The following is a 19,650-nucleotide window of genomic DNA, read 5'->3' as shown; positions in this document are numbered from 1 at the left end:
AATGAAGAGAACCATCGTATGCTTTGGTGATTCCAATACTTGGGGCTACGACGCAAAGACGGACCAAAGGTTTAATGATGAAATACGTTGGACCGGACTTCTACAATCAGAACTGTACAACACTTACCGGGTCATAGAGGAAGGGCTTCCTGGTAGAACCAGTGTTAGTGACGATCCGCTATTTGAAGGGTTAGCCGGAATAGCTTATCTCTATCCATGCCTCATGTCACATGCACCACTTGATTTGGTAGTGATCATGCTTGGGACGAATGATACGAAAGAAAGATTTGCACTAACTTCTTATAACATCGCGCAAGGTATTGTTAGACTCGCTCATAAAGCTAGAGGGAGCGGGGCAGGTCCAGCCGGAAAAGCTCCAGAAGTGCTTGTGATCGCTCCTCCTCCCATTGGGGCAGAGTATTTGAATACTCCTATTGGTAAGCCAATGGGAAGTAATTGTAGCGAGAAATCTTTGGAGCTCTCTCAGCATCTTGCAGCTTTGCTTTCGGGGACAGATATCCACTTTATTGATTCCAGAGAATATGTATCGATGAATGAAATAGATTACATGCATCTTGATATACAAGGACATCGGAACATGGCTGATTTAGTGAAATATCATGTCAAACGGATACTAGAATAGGGGAGGATTTAAAATGAAGAAGAAACGTTTACTCTCGTCAATGGTTGCATTAATGGTAATTATTTCACTGATTTCAGGATGCTCTGGTAACAACGCAGCAAGCTCTAATACATCCGATAATACGGCTAAATCTGGCAAGGAAAAAGTGGCGATTAAAGTATGGCTGACCCCTCAGTGGAAGGGTGTTGTGGATGCAACGGAACAAGGAGCTGACTATGATAGCTTCCTTAAGGCTGCTGCTGAGAAATTCAAGGCACAATATGATAAATATGATGCTGACATTCAGGTCGAAGTCATTGCCGGAGATCAGCGCGACCAACTCCTCAATGTTAACTTGAGCGGAGGAACGCCACCAAATGTCTTCTTTGAAAGCGTATTCCCAATGGGCGATTATGTTCACCGTGGAGCTTTGGAGTCTTTGACTGACATCATCGATGAGGACGCGAAAAGTGATATCGCACAAAATTACTGGGATGCAGTAACGTTCGGAAAAGATGTGTACTTCTACCCATTCCAACACAATCCAGGCACTTTGGTCTACAACGCAGACATGTTTAAAGCGGCTGGTTTAGAAAAGTTCGTCGGTGGAGAGTCCGAAATTAAGACTTGGAACTTGGAAGAATATCAACAAATCTTGGATGGTCTGAAAAATAATCTTCCGAAGGACAAATATTCTAATGCCTATCCAATGGCACTATACGCTGTAAATAACCAAGGAGATACGTGGAACCTTGCATACTTAAGAATGTTCGGCAACAAGTTCTTCGATGACCAAGGGAACATTGTTCTGAATGATGCGAATGGAGTTAAAGCTGCTACATGGTTGAAAAAATTATATGACGGTGGATATACAAATCCGGGTGCTGAATCTGTATCCTCCAATGATGCCAATGCCATGTTCCAGAATCAGCAGCTAGCGATCAGTTTTACCAATCCAATCTTGTTCAATGGAACAAAAGCAAATATGGAATCCGGCACGTCTCCAAAGTTTGATATGCGTCTTGCTAATATTCCGTCCGAAAGCGGAGATCCTCTATCCTTTACTTATGTAGTGGGTGCAAGTGTATTCAAGTCCAAAGATGCGAAAAAGACTGAAGTCGCTAAAGATTTCGTGAAGTTCTTTTCAAGTGATCCTGAATTAGTTAAATCCTCTAAGAATGGTATTCCTGTGAGAAGCTCCGTGGCTGAACAACTTAAGTCAGAGAATCCTCTCTTTGCTGCTTATGATGCCAATTCAAAATATTTGTTCAACTTCACGGGCAACGTTCCAGGATATAGCCAATTAAGAGAAGTTTTGTACCCTGATCTACAGGCGCTTTACATGGGAGCAAAGACACCAGAACAGTTTGTACAAGATTATCAAACCAATGGTAATAAAGTGATTGATACGAATAAAGCTAGCTCTGTCATTTTCCAATAATCTAAGAACAGGTAAACAATAAACGATTAACAGCCTTTAGAGTCTGAAGTGGCTCCAAGGGCTGTTAATTAGAAAGGTAAACGATATGAAACTACGTAGTAATTACCTAAAAGAGAATATTACAGGTTATCTGTTTATTTTACCTCAGATGATAGTATTCTTAGCCTTTCTTGTCTATCCGATCTTAGAAGGGATGCGCCTGAGTTTATACCAAATTAATTATGATAGTGAGAAGTTTGTGGGTCTGGCTAATTACACCACATTGTTTAATGATCCGGTATTCTTCAAGGCGATCTTCAATACGATTATATTCGTAGTCTTTATCGTCCTACTTACAGTGGGCTTTGCATTATTTGTAGCCTCGGCTGTATTTGATAAGAACGCTAAGTACGTTTCCTTTATAAGAGGGAGCTATTATATCCCGGTCATGGTATCCATGGTTGTAATGAGTATGGTTTGGAGTTTCCTGCTGAATCCTGCTAATGGACTTATTTCTTTTATATATAAAGATATGGGTCTTGGGACGATCAATCTTCTAGGAAATCCAAAGACAGTTTTGCCAGTAGTGATCTTTGTGACCTTCGCGACTAACGTGGGCCAAGCCATTATTCTGTATATTGCTTCGATGATTGGTGTATCTAAAGAGCTTTTTGAAGCAGCAGAAATCGACGGTGCAAGCAGATGGCAAGTAATTTCGAAGATCCTCATTCCTTCTGTAGGACCAACAACGACCTATATTACGATTATCAATATTATTGCTGTTCTAAAAATATTTGTAGTCATCCAGTTATTAACCGGCGGCGGACCGAACAACTCATCGGTAACCTTGATGTACTACCTCTATAATAATGCCTTTAAGTACAACCAACTCGGCGTAGCTTCTGCGGTAGGCGTTATCATGTTCGTGATTACATTGTTATTATCTGTGCCTCAGCTACGAAGCATGATTAAGGTGAAGTGAGGGGGAATACAACATGTCGAAAATAAGAAATAAGAAGAAGAGAGAGAAGTTTGATGTGATATCGAATGTGATCATTGTCCTCTTCGCGCTCCTTAATCTTTTTCCATTGTATTGGTTATTCACTAGTTCGCTTAAGAACAGTTCAGATGTTGTGAAGATGCCTCCAGACTGGTGGCCTAAATCGATCACATTCTCCAACTATGTGGATGTGTTTCAGAACCAACCGGCTTTGAGATGGACGTTCAATAGTATTTATGTCTCAGGTGTATCTACGATTATCGTTATTATTGTAGGCGCTATGGCTGCCTATGCATTCTCAAAGATCAATTTCAAAGGTAAAGATATCATCTTCATTATTTTCATATCGAGCTTGATGATTCCTAAGGAAATTATGATCGTGCCTTTATTCCGGATTACACAGCAATTTGGAATGGTGAATTCGTATAACGGTATGATTTGGCCGAACGTCGCGGGTGCATTTGGAGTCTTCCTATTAAAAGGATTCTTCGATTTAACCCCTAACGCTTTAAGAGAAGCCGGAAGAATAGATGGTGCAAATGAATGGAGAATCTTTACTCGCATCATGGTGCCTATTATTAAACCTGGTATTGGAGCCTTATTTATTCTGAATTTCGTGCAAGTCTGGAATGATTATTTGTGGCAGCTGGTTATAGGCCAAGAGAACAAAATGAAAACATTAATGGTTGGTACTGCAACCTTAATGCAGGATCTGAATCCTAATTTCGCATATAAAATGGCCGGAGCCACCATTGCTGCAATTCCGATGTTGCTAGTGTTCATGTTATTCCAACGTTTCTTCACCAATGGAATTACAGCAGGAGCAGTCAAAGAATAAATAAAAATGTGGAGTGGGTTACTGATGAATACTGAAAATAATGTACTTAAAAAGATAAAACATAAACTAGTCGTCTCCAGTCAAGCCTTACCCGAAGAACCGCTGCATAGTCCGTTTATAATGGGAAGAATGGCTTATGCAGCATACTTGGGTGGTGCTTCAGGTATTCGGGCAAATAGCGTAGCGGATATTCAAGAAATTAAGAAAACAGTGGATCTACCTATCATTGGGATCATCAAAAGGGTATACGAAGGTTCTGAAGTGTTTATTACACCAACCCTGAAGGAAGTAGATGAGCTTTACCGCGAAGGGGTAGATATCATTGCTATGGATGCGACAGACCGGACTCGTCCGGATGGATCAACCATCTCAGAACTATTTCCTCACATAAGAGAGACCTATAAAGATCAACTGTTTATGGCAGATTGCTCTACATTTGAAGAAGCTGCTAAAGCCGTTGAGCTGGGGTTTGATCTTGTGGGAACTACCTTAAGCGGATATACAGAATACACCAAAGAGAGGTCACTTCCAGATTTTGAGCTAGTCAAGCAAATCGTAAGCAACTTCTCTGTGCCTGTGATAGCTGAAGGCGGTGTTTCCACTCCTGAAGAACTGAAGAAAATGTTTGATCTAGGTGTTTTTTCAGCAGTAGTCGGCTCAGCGATTACAAGACCAATGGAGATTACCAAAAGGTTTGTAGACGCTATTCAGTAGATTGCCGGAGAGGGTAGATAAGGATGAGAATTCTCGCTGTAGATATTGGCGGTACCAATACCAAGATGTGTATATGCGATAAACTTGGGAATGTTCATAACTTTAAGGAGTATGCAACTGAGAGCCACTTGGGAGGGCCGCATGTAATCTCAAGATTGCTTGATAAGATTGCAGAAAATGATGATTTTGATGCCATTGCTATAAGTACGGCCGGTCAAGTCAATGCTGAAGAAGGAATTATAGTCTATGCTAACGAAAATATACCTAGATATACAGGGATGAAGATTAAGGAAATTGTAACTAATCATTTTCATAAACCTGTTATGGTAGAGAACGATGTGAATTCAGCAGCATTAGGCGAGGCATATTATGGTGCTGCCCAGAACTTTAACAATTTCTTATGCTTGACGTTTGGCACGGGCATTGGTGGTGCCATTGTATTGAACCGCCAAATCTATAAAGGAGCAGATGGGGTGGCGGCCGAATTTGGTCATATCCTGACACATCCATTGTCAGATGCGGTGGAGGGACTGCCTTTTTATGAAAAGTATGCTTCAACTACTGCTTTAGTCAAGATGGCTCAGCAGGCAGATCCCGAATGTACAGACGGAAAAGTCCTTTTTGATAAAATTCACAAAGGGGACGAAGCTCTGAAACAGATCTTGGATTCATGGGTAACTGAGGTGTCCGCGGGTTTAGCCTCAATTATTCATATTTTCAATCCATCCGCTATAATTATTGGGGGCGGTGTTATGGAGCAAGAAGATTTAGTTCAAAGGGTCGAGGAACGGACGAAGTCTTTAATTATGGAGAGTTTTGCGGGTGTAAGAATTGTTAAGGCCTCACTTGGGAATAAGGCAGGCTTGCTTGGCGCTTCCTCTTTATTCGCACATTAAATCATTGTAAAGGAGGGGCTTATTTGCGAACAATCAGTATTTTTTCTTCTATTCATTCCAAGTACAATAATTTGACGAATACGGAGAAGAAGGTAGCGGACTACGTCCTGGAGAACACGAGAAGTGTGGTCTATATGTCGATTACTGATCTTGCAGATGCGTGCGATGTAGGTGAATCAAGTATTTTTCGATTTTGCAAATCTTTAAGTTATAAAGGGTATCAAGAGTTCAAGATTGCACTCGCTCATAGTATCACTGTGGAGAATGAGATCCCGCAGCTTACGGATCAAATTCTAATGGACGACACTACTGAAGCTGTGGCTTCCAAAGTGCTGACCACAAATGTAAGTGCACTGAACGAGACCTATAATTTAATTGATATACAGAAGATCAATGAAGCTATTGATTATATGATAAACGCGGAACGAGTATCATTTTTCGGCGTAGGCTCTTCATTAATCACGGCGATGGAAGCCAAAATTAAATTTATGCGCATTACAAACAAAACGGAGTGTTTGATGGATTCACATCTTCAGATGATGTCTGCGGCGCTAATGTCTAACCGAGATGTAGCTGTAATCATTTCTTACTCCGGTTCAACGAAAGATAGTATCGAGGTTGCAAGAAAGGCGAAGGAACGAGGCGCTAAGGTGGTGTCCATTACGAGATTTGAAAAGTCACCTTTAACGTCGTATTCGGATCTTACCTTACTTTGTGGTGCTAATGAGGGTCCTCTGCAGGGCGGTTCATTATCTGCTAAGATCTCACAGCTCTATCTGCTGGATATTTTATATGTGGAATATTTCAAAAAGACTAGTGAGCAGTCCATTATCAATAAAGAAACAACAGCTGCAGCAGTTAGTGAGAAGCTCCTATAAGTGCGAGTTCAAAAAGTATGGTTTTCAACACCGAGAAGATTGGATGAAGGTAGAAACTGAGGAGCGGAGCGTAGTGGAAGCTACGTGAGCACCGGAAGTTTCGCCTGAATTCAATATTCGATGTCGAGTAAGCTTCTTGGGCTACTTCGTGATCAAAAGCGGACTTTTTGAACAACCTCTGTAAGATAATTGAGATGTGGGGAGAATGAGACATTATGATCTTAGGTTCATTGTCATCTTGGGAAGAGCATAGCAGATACGAGAATTCAGTCATTGTAGAGGCTATTGAGGAATTAAAAGTCATCTTACAGCACGAACCTGATCTCGGGCGAATCGAGATTCGCGGTAACGAGATATACGTTTCGATTATGGCGCTTGAGGCGAAGTCGCTAGAGGAACAGGTTGCTGAAAAGCATGAGGCTTATATTGATGTGCATTATCTGATCGAAGGTGAAGAAACGATCGGTTGGTCCCCTCTGCAAGAAGGGATCGAGGCTACTAAGCCTTACGATGCCGAAGCAGATTATGCACTTTATCCTCCGTCATCCGATGAAATTTTGTTAACTTTGAAGCCGGGGATGTTCGCTGTCTTTTTCCCGCATGATGTACACAGACCTGGTATGGGTCAACCGGGCATGAAGATTAAGAAGGCTGTTATTAAGATACATGTAGGGTTATTAAGTTCATAGAATCTAAGCAGATGACTTCTGAAATCATAAGGAGTCATCTTTTTTATTGCATAGGAGATTATACAATGAAAAAAGATCACTTTCATGGATTCGTGGAAATACATGGTCATCGTCTGCCAAGGGATGTGCAGCTTTCTATTTCTCTATATCAGGGTCAAAACACTAGAATTATAGGGAAAAACTCCTTGTAATTCTATAATATAAGGTCATATCGATAGAATATAGGGAATTGTTCCCTATAATTCAGCTGAACTGGCTGTTTTTAATTGAAATTGGCAAATATACAGGGAGAAATTCCGTATAACCTGTTCAGATAACAGCTGTGATCTAATTTATAGGGAGGTTTTCCCTGTAACACGTTCTACCTAAGCAAAATCCTCCACCAACACTAGAGTTCTTACTCGCCAAACCACTGAAAATCCCTGCGGAAAATACAACAAGTGCTCCGTAAGCTATAAATTCAAACTAATAAATGCCTATTAATCCGACAAGGTGATTTAGTTTTTATATATAAACATTATAACGTTATATTTACTTAATGCACTATTCGTGGTATTTTAAACATTATAATGTTATATGGAAAAAGGTGAGAACAATGGATGAAAGATACGTGCTCCGTCAGGTGAAACGAGTAAGCGGAGAAGAGATCGACATTGTAATCGAAAATGGCAAGATCGCTGAGATCACCCCGGCAGGTGAGGCGCATGGGGGGCAGGAGTGGGAAGGTTCAGGCGCGTACGTATCCAGTGGCTGGATCGATATGCATGTGCATGCCTTTCGCGAATTTGATCCGTATGGTGACGAGATCGATGAGATCGGTGTCCGGCAAGGGGTGACCACCCTAGTCGATGCTGGTAGCTGCGGGGCGGATCGGATAGGTGATCTGGCTCTGGACGCGTCTCAGGCTAAGACGAATGTGCTGGCTTTCTTAAATATCTCGCGGATCGGACTGCTAAGAATTGATGAATTGTCCAACTTGGAATGGATTGATAAGGAGAAGATCCTGCAATCCATCCGAACCTACGGGGAGATAATCGTGGGATTAAAGGCTAGGATCAGCAAAAGCGTTGTGGGTGCCAGCGGGATTGAACCACTGCATATCGCACGAAGCCTTTCAATGGAGACGGGGTTGCCGTTAATGGTACATATCGGTTCAGCACCGCCAGATATCAGAGAGGTTATGCCCCTTTTGCAGCGTAAGGATATCGTGACCCATTATCTCAACGGAAAAGAGAATAATTTGTTTGCTGCGGATGGTCAGCCGCTTCAGGTACTGACTGAGGCCATTGAACGGGGAGTTCATCTCGATGTGGGACATGGAACAGCAAGCTTCTCTTTTAAGGTAGCTGAGGCTGCTAAACGTAATGGTATTGGACTGAATACGATTAGCACGGATATCTATCGAGTGAACCGAATGAAGGGACCTGTCTTTAGCATGTCTAATGTACTTTCCAAGTTTCTATGTTTGGGCTATGCTCTGGATGAGATTGTGGCAGCGGTTACTTCCAATGCGGCGGAATGGCTGGGCAGGCCGGAGCTGGGCCGAATTCAGGTGGGAGATCCTGCAAACTTGACTCTCTTCACCCTGCAGCATAAGTCTGCAGTGCTTGTGGATTCTGAAGGAGAAGAAAGAATGACGGATAAAGTAATCCATGCAAAAGGAGTGGTTATAGGTGAGGAATTCATTAAATGCGAAATACGGGCTTAAACGCGTAATCAATGCAAGCGGCAGAATGAGTATCCTGGGGGTGTCGGCTCCGTCTGACACAGTGATGGAGGCTATGAAGCAAGGCGGACAGAGTTATGTGGAAATAGCGGATCTGGTGGATAAAGCCGGAGATTACACGGCACGAATTCTCGGCGCTGAAGCAGCGCTTATCGTTAACTCAGCCTCCAGCGGTATTGCATTGTCCGTTGCGGCGCTAGTGACCCAAGGCAATCGGCGCCGCAGTGAACGTTTGCACCAAGAAGCCATTCCACGCAATGAAATCATCATTCTGAAGGGGCATAATGTACAGTACGGAGCTCCTGTGGAAACGATGGTCTATCTAGGTGGTGGGAAACTAATTGAGGTCGGTTATGCGAATGAAGGCCGTGCCGAGCATATAGAGGATGCCATTTGTGAGCAGACGGCTGCCATTCTGTACGTAAAGTCCCACCATGCAGTTCAGAAAAATATGTTATCCGTCGAAGAAGCATGGGAGATCGCAAACCGTAGGGGCATTCCACTAATCGTAGATGCCGCAGCGGAAGAAGACCTCTGTAAATATGTGAAATACTCTGACCTGGCAATTTATAGTGGTTCTAAAGCTATTGAAGGGCCTACATCCGGTATTATCGCCGGCAAACGTAATTATGTGGAATGGGTTAAGGTCCAATTGTATGGAATAGGACGCAGTATGAAGGTTGGTAAAGAAACTTCCTTTGGTCTGCTGCAAGCACTAGAGGAATACATGGTCAAGGAAGACAAGAGTGACACCGAGAAAGCGTCTTTGCAGGGATTGATGGTGTTGAATGATCTTCCGGGAATTCGTGTAACCATTGTGCAGGACGAGGCGGGCCGTGCCATCTATCGCGGCCGGGTTCAGGTTGATCCACAGCAGGCCGGAATTACGGCGAAAGAATTGGTAGAGGGGTTGCAGCAAGGCGAGATTGCGATCTATACCCGCGATTATGGAGTGAAGCAGGGATATTTCGATATTGATCCACGGCCGCTTCTGGGGGATGATCTGCACGTGATTGTAGACAGCATTCATAAATTAATAGGGGGACAATAAGATGACGATTTCACAACGTTTTTATAAGGGCCGCACCGCATTAAATGTACTCGCTAAAGATATCGCTAATGCTAAAGAGATTTATGAAGCGGCGGAAGGATATGTGCTGGTCGGTGTGCTCTCTAAGGATTATAAGTCGGTAGAAGAAGCCGTAACAGCCATGAAGCAATATGGTCAAGAGATTGAAGATGCGGTATCCATTGGCCTAGGTGCAGGAGATAATCGCCAAGCGGCAATTGTGGCCGAGATTGCTAAGCATTATCCGGGTAGTCATATTAACCAGGCATTCCCGGTGGTTGGAGCTACACGCGCTAATCTTGGTGGGAAAGACAGTTGGATCAACAGCATGATCGCCCCTTCTGGTCACGCTGGTTATGTGAATATTTCTACAGGAGTCTTCAGCGCTGCGCAGAGTGAAGCGGCGATTGTACCTATAGCATCGGCAATTGCGCTTGTTCGGGATATGGGTGGTAATGCACTGAAATATTTCCCGATGGAGGGATTAAGCCGTGAAGAGGAATACCGCTCTGTCGCTAAGGCCTGTGCTGAGGCAGGGTTCGCACTCGAACCAACCGGTGGAATTGATATGGACAATTTCGAGGCTATTCTGGAGATTGCGCTTGAAGCAGGGGTGCCACAAGTGATTCCGCATGTCTACTCATCCATTATCGATAAAGAATCGGGCCAGACCCGGACCCAGGATGTGCGTGATTTGCTTGGAATTATGAAGAGGCTGACAGATAAATATGCCTAAACGAATCGGGGCATTCGGAGAAGTGATGATGCGTCTGCAGGTGCCGGGAGTTCAGCTGCTATCCCAGGGAAACAGCTTAAACTATTCATTCTCTGGTACCGGGGTTAATGTCAGCGCTGCACTGGCACGCTTCGGGCATGAAGGTTATTTGATTTCCCGTTTGCCGACTACTTCCTTGGGAGAGGCCGCCGCCGCGTATTTGCGGAAGCTGGGCATCTCTTCTAGCCTCGTTATACGAGGAGGAGAATATCTGGGCTTGTATTTCTTGGAGAACGGATTTGGTGCACGTCCAAGCAAGGTAACTTACAGCAATCGTGTGGAGAGTAGCTTCAATACGGCTCCTGAGGAAACTTATAATTATGAAGAGATTGCGCGAAGTCTGGATGTGATCCATTTCTGCGGCATTACGCTGGCTATGAACGATAGTGTACGTCATCATATGAAATCCTTGGCTAGAGCTGTCAAGCAGCAGGGTGGGACTGTGATCTTTGATTGCAACTATCGTCCGTCCTTGTGGGCACCGGAAGGCTATTCACAAGCGAAGCCGCATTACGAGGAGATGCTGCAGCTGGCCGATATCGTAATGATGAATGAGAAGGACGCAATCTTTATCTTGGGGATCAGCACTGAACAAGCTGAACGTGAAGAGCAACTGATCGAACTGATTCCAGCAGTTGCGAAGCATTACGATATCTCGGTGATCGCAGGCACCCATCGCAGTATTCATGGCGACAACTCACATTCACTGCGTGGGTTTCTTTATAAGAATCAGAGCTTCTTCTTTTCGGATACGCTGAGATTTCTCGTCTATGATAGAATAGGGGCTGGAGATGCCTATACGAGCGGAATTGTGCATGGCGAGCTAACAGGATTAACACCTGAGCAGACAGTACGGTTTGCCGCTGCCGCTAGTATGTTAGCCCATACTGTCGAGGGCGACACTCCCATGGCTTCAGAAGCGGATATACTTCGAGCTATGACTCTATCCGTAGGCGATGTAGAAAGGTAGTGAACCTCTTGAGTTTGTCCCGAAAAGATAAGCCCTTATATATGCAAATTGCAAATATTATAAAGGATCGGATTCTACACGGAGTCTATCCTATTGGATTGAATATTCCTTCCGAGCCTCAGCTAGAGCAGGAATTCAATGTCAGCAAGATCACTGTACGCGGTGCCATTCAGGAGCTCGTCCAAGAAGGATTTCTGGAAAAGGGGAGCGGCAAGGGGACGAAGGTGATCCGTAATACCTCATCATCCAAGCTGTCCAAGTGGAAAAAATTCACGGAAATTCTAGTGGATGAAGGGCACCAAATTCGGAAGCAATGGCTGAAGGCGGAGCGAGTATATAATGAAGTCGAAAGCGAAGCCTTTCGTTTATTCGGCGAACGTTGTATACGCTTGGAACGCATATATAGTCTCAATGATATTCCATACGTTCATTACACGCATTATTTAGTAAATGGTATGGATGATTTGGATCTACTGGACTTAAATGCCCAGTCCTTGTATGAACTGCTTGAAGAGCGGAGCGTTTCCTTAGAGAAACTGCGTGATGAATTTTCCGTTGCCGTTCCTCCGCCTGATGTAGAGGAGATATTGCTCCTTGATAAGAAGTGTCCCTTGCTGAAGCGAACTCGTTATTCTTATGATGAGCTGGGCAAGGTAACTGAGTATAGTGTAGGCTTTTACAATACAGAGCTGCAGAATTATGTAGTGAACTATGAGGTGTAGTTAAAACGACTCGTGATATCGCGGGTCAATGATTCATTAGCAAGAAAACCATGCGCAATCACATCTCCAACATAATGCAGAAATTAAAAGTTAAAGGCCGTTCACAAGCGGTTGTCGAGCTGATTAGGCTTGGGGAGCTAAAAGTGACGCATTTATACCTTCTCCACCTTTACGGGTGTGGGGAGGTTTTTTGTTGTAGAGGAAAACTAAACCAAGCGATTGCTGTCCACTGATGGATGTCATCGCTTGGTTTAGTGTTTAAGATCGATATTCATGGTGTCAAAATCAACCTTGCATTTAGCTCTTATCATAAAATCAATACCAACAATTCCATCAAAGCCATAAGGCTCTTGTATCGAACCAAGCTGAATTGGTAAATCAGTCAAAGTAATATGTTCAATGAGTATGTCAGGAATCTGCTGCTCATAGCAAATTTCGCTAGTCCCCCCAACCCCATACATTCGTTTTGCTCGTCCATTAATAAAAACAATATGGATGCCTATTACAGCTAATGCATCGGTATCAAAGACGGTTGCCGCACTCCTAAAAAAATTCTTCTATAACCTCAACGTCGTTTCTGCTCGTATGAAATACATACAACTCACGCGTCGGATGAAGCTTGTGTAGTTTTTTGTAGCCGCTCCAAGCTTCTTGCGGATTATCGTAGTCTTCAATGATCGATATATAATGGAAGTGAATGTTATAATTGTAGTTATATGTGCGGTTGATAAGACCTACATAAATTTCTTATATCTGAATCAATACCATATAAGCGATTGTACCGAATGCTATGGATAATAGCATATTTCTTCGCCAGAGATGAAGCAACGCGACGATTGCGACGGATATTAGCTCCGGTAATCCGTGATTACCGGACAATACGTTAGTGTTCTTTAGGCTATAAATAACAAGGAGTCCAATCGTTGCTGATGGAAGAACTCTACCTAGGTATTGAATGTACTTTGGGGTTGGACGTCCAGGTGGGAAAATAATGAACGGAATAAAACGTGTCATCATCGTGCCTAGCACAACCATGGCAATTGTAATGATCTGCTGAAAAGTAGACATCGTCATGCGGTTTCACCTACCGGTTCCTGTTGTTTACGAGTGATCGTAAGTGCTGCAATAATCAGGATCATTGCGGGGATCATGAAGCTGTCACGTCCAAATATGATAAGGCACAGTATGGAGATAACAACGCCTACTAGAGCACTTCTATGGGTCGATCCACTCTTCCATTGCTCAATAAAGATAACAACGAATAGTGCTGTCATCACAAATTCGAGACCTTCCATATTCATGTGAAAAATCGATCCGAATACTCCCCCGATACAAGCGCCTACGACCCAATAGCAATGATTTAGCAGCGTGACGAAGAACATATACCAACCGCGATCCACTCCTTCAGGGATCTTCGCGGAATAATTGATGGTGAATGATTCATCACAGAGACCAAAAATCAAATAAAGCTTCTTCAGCCCCGTACCTTTAAACTTCTCCAGCATAGATATGCCATAAAATAGATGTCGTGCATTAACCATTAAAGCAAACAATAATGCACTTAATGGATGATAAGCACCTAATAACAAGTGAACCGTTAGAAATTCCATCGATCCAGCATAAATAAGCGAGCTCATTAGAAAGGTATAGATCACATGAAACCCTGATACATTCATGTAAATTCCGTAGGCGATCCCCAAGAATAAAAAAGCGGCAAGAATGGGAAAGGTAGCGGGAGCCGCGGTGCGGAATGCTACATAAAGTTTGTTATTGTTACGCATGTTACTTACAACCCCTTAGCTTATGTCCATGTCATTGTAGCAGTGCGAATCCATACAATCAACGGTATAATTGTATGGATTACAATTTTGTGGGAGGACAATATGCCGATCAATTCTTTTGTTAATTACCCGATGTCGTGGCGACCTGACAGACATACGCTGAAGCGTCCGATCTATCATTCCATAGCCTCATTGCTTGAACAAGATATAGCTAGCGGTCTTTTGGTACCCGGAACGAAGCTTCCCCCTCAACGTGAGCTAGCGGATTTTTTAGATGTTAATTTCACAACAATTACACGCGCTTATAAGCTATGCGAAGCTAAAGGACTCATCTATGCTATTACAGGAAGTGGTACCTTTGTGGCAACGAATGCAACGCGCTCGATAGCAATATCGAAGGACAAAATTTCTCATGACTGTATTGATCTGGGGCTAGTTGCTTCGTTTGAGCAGAGTAACTCGATCGTAGCTCAGGTCGCAAGAAGGGTTATGCATAGAGGCAATATAGAGGAACTATTAAATTACAATGATCCTACAGGAATGCCACATCATAAACTGGCAGGCCTATCATGGATGCAAGCATTTGGGATACAGGCAAATATCAATAACATCGCAATTGCATCCGGTGGCCTGAATGCGTTAGTCATTACGTTATTTGCTCTCTTCGAACCTGGACAACGGATTGCCGTTGATGTATTCACCTATTCTAATTTTATTGAGCTTGCCCGAATGTATCGTATTCAGCTTGTTCCGATTCCAGGCGATACCTCTGGAATGCTACCACAAGTGCTGGATAACCAGTGCCAGCTGCTGGATATACGTGGTATATTCCTGATGCCTTCTTGTACAAATCCTACAACAGTTATGATGACTGATGGGCGGAAGCGTGAAATTGCTAACGTTATCCAGAAACATAACTTGCTGCTCATAGAAGATGATATTCATGCGTTCTTAACGGCAGGTCATTTAGAAGAATACAAACAACCGATGTACTCATTGCTTCCTGATCAGACCATCTATATTAGCAGTACGACAAAATCTATTTGCTCTGGACTTAGGATTGCTTATATCGTATTTGGAGAGAAATTCAAAGAGAGAATTGAGCGGGCTATTTTCAATATTAATGTGAAGACATCCTCCCTAGATGCCGAGATTATTTCTGAGCTTATTGTATCGGGGAGTGCTGCTGAGATTGTCGCATATAAAAAAGAACTGGTCCAAGCTGCGAACAAGCTATTTTCGACATATTTTCCACAAACAGCAGCCGAAGGGCACCCCTTAAGTTTTTTTAAATGGATTCCCTTATCAGGATACCGTACAGCCGCTGAACTGGAGTCAGAACTGTTACAACAAGGCGTTCGAATATTCCATTCCGATTGGTTTCTTAGTGGTGCCAGCACACCGGACAAGTATGTACGTGTAGCCTTATCGTCGTCATCCTCATTGGATGAGCTGGACACTGGACTGAAGATTCTGAAGCAACATATGTCCTTAGACTAGGATATGTCTGAAAGCTCAGCTTACAGAGAGATTCTCTGTGGGCTGATTCGGATTTTTTGCATCTTAGTATGTGATAAATATAACTATTTAAATTTATGAATATACAAGCTGTGATGACTGATGTAAAATTACACTACCTGAAGCGTTTTGGAACAGCTTAAGGGCTTTTTGCATGCTCTTTTGCAGATTGCAAAGAATAGGGGCATGTCTACTATAGAAAGATTAATGGAGGTAGGAGAGTTTTATGAAGAAAAAAGCATTAAAAAGAATGTTGATGTTGTCGATGATGGTCGTTGTCGTCGCTGTACTTGCAGTAGGTTGTGGTTCAAAGAATAACACGAATACAGCATCGACAGAGGGTAACGCAGCAGAGGCCTCAAAAGAAGCTGTTACTTTGTCGCTTGGCTTACTGCCTTCGATTGATGCGATTCCTTTTGTAATTGCTCATGAGCAAGGTTTTGATAAGAAGCATGGAGTGAACCTAGATATCCAAACGTTCAAGAGTGCAAAAGACCGTGATGTCGCCTTTCAAGCAGGCAAGTTAGAAGGGATCAGTGCTGATTTGGTTGCAATTTCTATCTACAATGAAGCCGGGCTGGATGTGAAGATCACTAGCACAACTTTTGGTGAATTCGATTTATTGACTGGGAATGACGCCATCCAAGATGTGAAGGATCTGAAAGGAAAAACCGTGATTTTGTCCAAAAATACCTCCACACAATATACTGTGGCAATGATGCTGAAACAAGCGGGTTTAACGGAAGATGATATTACGGTAACTGAGGTTCCACAAATCCCTACCCGTTTAGAATTGCTTAAGAACAATAAGGCGGATGCAGCTATTTTACCTGAACCATTTGTAACTATGGGTAAAGCTTCAGGGTTGCGCGTGCTTAGCTCCACGCATACAGCGGGAGTGAATCCATTTGTACTGGCTTTCCCACAAACCGCTATTGATGCTAAGGCAGATGCGATTCGCAACATGTATGCTGCTTATGACGAGGCTGTAGCGTATATGAAATCTCATGATCAATCCGAATATATCGATCTTGTGATCAAAGAAGTTGGTTATCCAGAAACGTTGAAAGATGAGATCAAGGTACCTGATTATGTCCCTGCCAATCAAGTGGATGTGAAAGAAGTAGAAGCCGCATTTGCATGGGCACGGGAAAAAGGTTTGCTTAGCAAAAATATCTCGGCTGAAGATGTGATTTCTGATGTCCAATTCAAAAAATAAGGGACTCGTCATTAAGGGTCTTAAAGTAGAGTACAAGACAGGTCAACTGGCCTTAGGAAAGATGGATCTATCTTTACCGGAACATGGGATTTACACGATCATCGGACCCTCTGGCAGCGGAAAATCAACTTTATTACGGGCGATTGCGGGCTTGCTGCCAAGCTATATGGGGCAAATTCTTTTTAATGAAAAATCCGTGCATGATAAAGAAACTCTGATCGGCCTGGTACCGCAAAACTACGGGCTTCTTCCATGGAAGACTGTACATGATAATATTCAAATCGCGATGAAAATCTCGCATACTGCGAGCACTTCCAAGCAAGAACGGGAGAATCAGATTAATCAGTGGCTGTCATCGATGGGAATCTCTGATTTAGCTGATCGTTATCCTCTTTCTCTTAGTGGAGGACAGCAGCAAAGAGTGGCAATCGCCAGAGCGTTCGCCATTTTGCCCACTATTTTACTGCTGGACGAGCCTTTCTCCGCACTGGATGCGATTACGCGGGAAACACTACAGATTCTATTTTTGGATAACTGGTTAGCGCATCCGGCAACTACCTTATTTGTTACCCATGATGTGGAAGAAGCTATTCTGCTGGGGCAGAAAATTATTGTTATGCCATCTAATAAAGAAGAAGCTCCGGAAATGATCGATAATCAATTGGTATTTCATATGAAGCATGAAGATAAGCGGGACAGTGTAGATTTCTTTGAGCAGACTAAGCGAATCAGAAAGGTAATGCAGGAGATATGGTGAGAAAAAATCGGATTCATCACATAATAAGACTGTTGTTTGTGTTCTTTTGTATGAATGTGGTTTGGTATATTGCCTATTTGCTTATGAATCATTCGATTTTGCCGAGTCCATTCGCGGTATATAACGCTATGTTTCACTTAGGTGGTCAGGAGATTGTTTTAAATGTTGGGTATAGTTTGTTTAGAATTTTTGCAGGGGTAGTGCTGGCGTTAATCATTGGACTGCTCATTGGTCTTCTGATGGGACGTTCGCTGACTTGGAATAAGCTGCTTGACCCTGTCGTCTATTTAACCTATCCTGTCCCAAAAATCGCTTTGCTTCCCGTTGTGATGCTATTCTTCGGGCTTGGTGAAACGTCTAAAATCTTAATGATCATGCTGATTCTCTTGTTCCAGATTATCATCTCCGTTAGGGATGGTGTGAAGGCTATTTCTGAGAATACCTATGATGTCTTAACGAGTATAGGGGCAAGTACAGTGCAGAAATTCTGGCATGTGACACTGCCGGGTGCACTATCAGTCATTCTGAGTACGATTCGTATTTCGCTTGGAACAGCGATATCTGTACTCTTTTTCACGGAGATTTATGGAACTGAGCATGGCATGGGCTTTTTCATTATGGATGCTTGGTTAAGACTGGATTATCCGGAGATGTATGCGGGAATTATGCTGTTTAGCTTGGTGGGGTTTGTCCTCTTCTTACTTGTTGATTATCTTGATTACAAGTTTATGAAGTGGCGGAATTAGTTGGAGATATAACTATAGCTTTCCTTTGTCGATTTTAGGCAAGGGGAAGCTTTTTTTGTGTGATTTTAGAGTGGCAACAAAGGGGCTTCAAATTAGTATATCAATTCGGTTAAGATGGATAAGTATTCGATAAACTGTATTGGATACACATCCAAACTAAGGGAGTAAAACGATGAATAAGCGCACATCGGGATTTGAGCACGGCACAGCATCCTTTGCTGAGAAGAAAGTTACCTGGCTGGAACTATTTTATGATCTGCTTTTTGTAGCTGCAGTTTCAAAAGCGAGTCATGTCTTGTTGCATGTAGAAGCGGGTACAATTCCACTTGAATATTTATCTAAATTTATCTTAATATTCATTCCGATCTGGTGGGCCTGGGTGGGACAATCTCTTTTTGTAAATCGGTTTGGACAGGACATCTTTTCACACCGAATATTTCTGATTCTACAATTATTTTTTGTATTAATCATGACGGCCAGCTTATCGGTTAACTTTGATCAATACTATATGCCATTTCTAATCGGTTATGTTGGCTTAAGAGCTATGACTGCCATTCAATATCTTACGGTAAATAAGAATGAAGCAGCTGATAGAAAGGACACTGCCCGTTACCTGGGAAGTCGTTTTTGGATTGGATTAGTGATCTCTGCTTTATCACTTTTCTTTGACTCTTGGATACGTTATGTAGTTTTGTATACGGGAATTACTATAGACATTTTGCTTCCATTAATCGGTCGGAGATACTTGGTGAAAAGCCCGATAAACACTCATCATTTATTAGAACGTTTCTCGTTGTTTACCCTCATTCTACTTGGCGAATCAGTGGTCAGTATACTTGCAGTCTTACAGTCTAGCCACTGGACGTGGCAATCTATTTTATTTGCATTATTAACTTTTCTATTAATTATAGCTATGTGGTGGCAATACTTTGATAATGTTGAAAAGAAAGTGGACAAAACGATAGAGACTGCCGGGCAAACCATAATTTATGGGCATTTATTTATTTATGTATCCTTAAGCATGATTGCAGCTTCAATCCAACTGCTATTTTTAGAACAATTAAATTACACATTTATGGTATGTTTTATTTTTGGATCGGTCCTGCTCTACTTCTTCTCTACCTCACTCGTCTTCCATAAATATAGACGTATACAGCAACGGTTAGGGATATTTCATTTGGCGTTATTATTAGGTATACTTGGAGTTTTTTTCGCAGTAGATTTGTTTTTCCTTATACCCAATTACCTGATCATTGGAGAAATGGTGTTATTTTTTGCTGTGTATGCAAAATTAACGACTTGAGCTTCGT

At 42.6% G+C, this 19,650-nt stretch carries 21 protein-coding genes and 1 pseudogene; 19 read left to right on the top strand and 3 right to left on the bottom strand.

Going from position 1 to position 19,650, the window contains the following annotated elements:
• Position 1: 1 nt before the first annotated feature.
• From NSS87_RS25325 to NSS87_RS25260, 14 genes and pseudogenes are all read left to right on the top strand, one after another.
• Positions 2-643 (top strand): SGNH/GDSL hydrolase family protein, encoded by a 642-nt coding sequence (locus NSS87_RS25325; RefSeq protein WP_042191378.1) that lies wholly within the window; start codon positions 2-4, stop codon positions 641-643.
• Positions 644-656: 13 nt separating this feature from the next.
• Complete coding sequence (locus tag NSS87_RS25320) at positions 657-2,063, top strand: sugar ABC transporter substrate-binding protein (protein WP_339243362.1); 1,407 nt, start codon at positions 657-659, stop codon at positions 2,061-2,063.
• A gap of 85 nt (positions 2,064-2,148) precedes the next feature.
• Positions 2,149-3,024, top strand: a complete 876-nt coding sequence (locus NSS87_RS25315) for a sugar ABC transporter permease (RefSeq protein WP_042191374.1) — start codon at positions 2,149-2,151, stop codon at positions 3,022-3,024.
• 13 nt (positions 3,025-3,037) lie between these two features.
• Positions 3,038-3,880: a carbohydrate ABC transporter permease gene (locus NSS87_RS25310; protein WP_081390001.1), complete on the top strand. Its 843-nt coding sequence runs from the start codon at positions 3,038-3,040 to the stop codon at positions 3,878-3,880.
• A gap of 24 nt (positions 3,881-3,904) precedes the next feature.
• Complete coding sequence (locus NSS87_RS25305; protein WP_042191372.1) at positions 3,905-4,594, top strand: N-acetylmannosamine-6-phosphate 2-epimerase; 690 nt, start codon at positions 3,905-3,907, stop codon at positions 4,592-4,594.
• 23 nt (positions 4,595-4,617) lie between these two features.
• Positions 4,618-5,490: an ROK family protein gene (locus tag NSS87_RS25300; protein ID WP_339243361.1), complete on the top strand. Its 873-nt coding sequence runs from the start codon at positions 4,618-4,620 to the stop codon at positions 5,488-5,490.
• 23 nt (positions 5,491-5,513) lie between these two features.
• Positions 5,514-6,368 (top strand): MurR/RpiR family transcriptional regulator, encoded by an 855-nt coding sequence (locus NSS87_RS25295; RefSeq protein WP_076300453.1) that lies wholly within the window; start codon positions 5,514-5,516, stop codon positions 6,366-6,368.
• A 215-nt stretch (positions 6,369-6,583) separates the two neighbouring features.
• The gene (locus tag NSS87_RS25290) at positions 6,584-7,057 is read left to right on the top strand and encodes a YhcH/YjgK/YiaL family protein (RefSeq protein WP_339243360.1); all 474 of its coding nucleotides are present in this window, start codon (positions 6,584-6,586) and stop codon (positions 7,055-7,057) included.
• Between the two features lie 595 nt (positions 7,058-7,652).
• A complete protein-coding gene (locus NSS87_RS25285) occupies positions 7,653-8,765 on the top strand; it encodes an amidohydrolase/deacetylase family metallohydrolase (protein WP_339243359.1) in 1,113 nt (370 codons plus the stop codon).
• Positions 8,731-9,834, top strand: coding sequence for a DgaE family pyridoxal phosphate-dependent ammonia lyase (locus NSS87_RS25280; protein WP_339243358.1), 1,104 nt, complete (start codon positions 8,731-8,733; stop codon positions 9,832-9,834). The genes NSS87_RS25285 and NSS87_RS25280 overlap by 35 nt, the downstream gene beginning before the upstream one ends.
• Position 9,835: 1 nt before the next feature.
• Complete coding sequence (locus tag NSS87_RS25275; RefSeq protein ID WP_339243357.1) at positions 9,836-10,588, top strand: KDGP aldolase family protein; 753 nt, start codon at positions 9,836-9,838, stop codon at positions 10,586-10,588.
• On the top strand, positions 10,581-11,597 hold the full coding sequence (locus NSS87_RS25270; RefSeq protein WP_339243356.1) for a sugar kinase: 1,017 nt from the start codon (positions 10,581-10,583) through the stop codon (positions 11,595-11,597). The genes NSS87_RS25275 and NSS87_RS25270 overlap by 8 nt, the downstream gene beginning before the upstream one ends.
• Before the next feature lie 8 nt (positions 11,598-11,605).
• Positions 11,606-12,319: a GntR family transcriptional regulator gene (locus tag NSS87_RS25265; protein ID WP_076286037.1), complete on the top strand. Its 714-nt coding sequence runs from the start codon at positions 11,606-11,608 to the stop codon at positions 12,317-12,319.
• Between the two features lie 2 nt (positions 12,320-12,321).
• Positions 12,322-12,465: pseudogene (locus tag NSS87_RS25260) on the top strand (LuxR C-terminal-related transcriptional regulator); the annotation flags it as partial.
• Positions 12,466-12,570: 105 nt separating this feature from the next.
• On the opposite strand, the gene NSS87_RS25255 reads toward NSS87_RS25260, so the two are convergent.
• The 3 genes from NSS87_RS25255 to NSS87_RS25245 all read right to left on the bottom strand — a co-directional run bounded on the left by NSS87_RS25255 (position 12,571) and on the right by NSS87_RS25245 (position 14,100).
• Positions 12,571-12,780: a hypothetical protein gene (locus tag NSS87_RS25255; protein ID WP_081951193.1), complete on the bottom strand. Its 210-nt coding sequence runs from the start codon at positions 12,778-12,780 to the stop codon at positions 12,571-12,573.
• A gap of 286 nt (positions 12,781-13,066) precedes the next feature.
• A complete protein-coding gene (locus NSS87_RS25250; protein WP_042191355.1) occupies positions 13,067-13,393 on the bottom strand; it encodes a branched-chain amino acid transporter permease in 327 nt (108 codons plus the stop codon).
• Entirely contained in the window at positions 13,390-14,100 is a 711-nt protein-coding gene (locus NSS87_RS25245; protein WP_042191353.1) for an AzlC family ABC transporter permease, read from the bottom strand. The genes NSS87_RS25250 and NSS87_RS25245 overlap by 4 nt, the downstream gene beginning before the upstream one ends.
• A gap of 102 nt (positions 14,101-14,202) precedes the next feature.
• Between NSS87_RS25245 and NSS87_RS25240 the strand changes: the two genes are divergently transcribed.
• The 5 genes from NSS87_RS25240 to NSS87_RS25220 all read left to right on the top strand — a co-directional run bounded on the left by NSS87_RS25240 (position 14,203) and on the right by NSS87_RS25220 (position 19,643).
• Entirely contained in the window at positions 14,203-15,600 is a 1,398-nt protein-coding gene (locus tag NSS87_RS25240; protein WP_042191351.1) for a PLP-dependent aminotransferase family protein, read from the top strand.
• A gap of 244 nt (positions 15,601-15,844) precedes the next feature.
• Complete coding sequence (locus NSS87_RS25235) at positions 15,845-16,837, top strand: ABC transporter substrate-binding protein (protein WP_339243355.1); 993 nt, start codon at positions 15,845-15,847, stop codon at positions 16,835-16,837.
• Positions 16,818-17,594, top strand: coding sequence for an ABC transporter ATP-binding protein (locus tag NSS87_RS25230; RefSeq protein ID WP_339243354.1), 777 nt, complete (start codon positions 16,818-16,820; stop codon positions 17,592-17,594). Before NSS87_RS25235 ends, NSS87_RS25230 begins: the two co-directional genes overlap by 20 nt.
• On the top strand, positions 17,588-18,340 hold the full coding sequence (locus NSS87_RS25225) for an ABC transporter permease (protein ID WP_339243353.1): 753 nt from the start codon (positions 17,588-17,590) through the stop codon (positions 18,338-18,340). The genes NSS87_RS25230 and NSS87_RS25225 overlap by 7 nt, the downstream gene beginning before the upstream one ends.
• A gap of 172 nt (positions 18,341-18,512) precedes the next feature.
• Positions 18,513-19,643, top strand: a complete 1,131-nt coding sequence (locus NSS87_RS25220; RefSeq protein WP_339243352.1) for a low temperature requirement protein A — start codon at positions 18,513-18,515, stop codon at positions 19,641-19,643.
• Positions 19,644-19,650: the final 7 nt, after the last annotated feature.

This window comes from Paenibacillus sp. FSL F4-0243 (genome assembly GCF_037963295.1).
Classification (GTDB): Bacteria; Bacillota; Bacilli; order Paenibacillales; family Paenibacillaceae; genus Paenibacillus_AQ.
This window is presented reverse-complemented; position numbering and strand designations above follow the sequence as displayed.